General features: G+C 23.6%; 2 protein-coding genes (1 of these 2 running past the window's edge). One reads left to right on the top strand and one right to left on the bottom strand.

Annotated features, from left to right (window positions below):
• Positions 1–91 carry part of the coding region annotated (gene amrB, locus LUA84_RS03825; RefSeq protein ID WP_457913304.1) for an AmmeMemoRadiSam system protein B on the bottom strand (this coding region is incomplete at its 3' end). Its footprint begins 365 nt before the window's first position, so 91 of the 456 annotated nt are shown.
• A gap of 51 nt (positions 92–142) precedes the next feature.
• On the opposite strand from amrB, the gene LUA84_RS03830 reads away from it, so the two are divergent.
• Entirely contained in the window at positions 143–265 is a 123-nt protein-coding gene (locus tag LUA84_RS03830; protein ID WP_231434516.1) for a hypothetical protein, read from the top strand.
• Positions 266–284 lie beyond the last annotated feature (19 nt).

Here is a 284-nt window from a genome sequence, read left to right on the forward strand (position 1 = left end):
CATATCTTTTATCCATAAAGTATTGTTCGATTTGAGAAAGTAAATCAGAAGAATCAAATGAATAAAATCCCTTTGCTTTCATAAATTGCATAATTTTATTTTGAAATTATAATTTATTAATTTTTTTAGCATTTTTATTGTTATGATTGCTGGATTAGATATACATCAACAAATTGATACAAAAGAAAAACTATTTTGTAATTGTCCTACGAACTTAAGTGATAAATATGATTATAGAATTGAAAGAAAATTGAGAGCACATTGAGTGAAATTGGGAAAAAGGA

It is taken from the genome of Candidatus Nanopusillus massiliensis, from assembly GCF_920984865.1.

Bases quoted from the DNA above. Each gene is read 5' to 3' on its own strand.
- LUA84_RS03830 (WP_231434516.1), top strand. From the start codon at position 143: ATGATTGCTGGATTAGATATACATCAACAAATTGATACAAAAGAAAAA.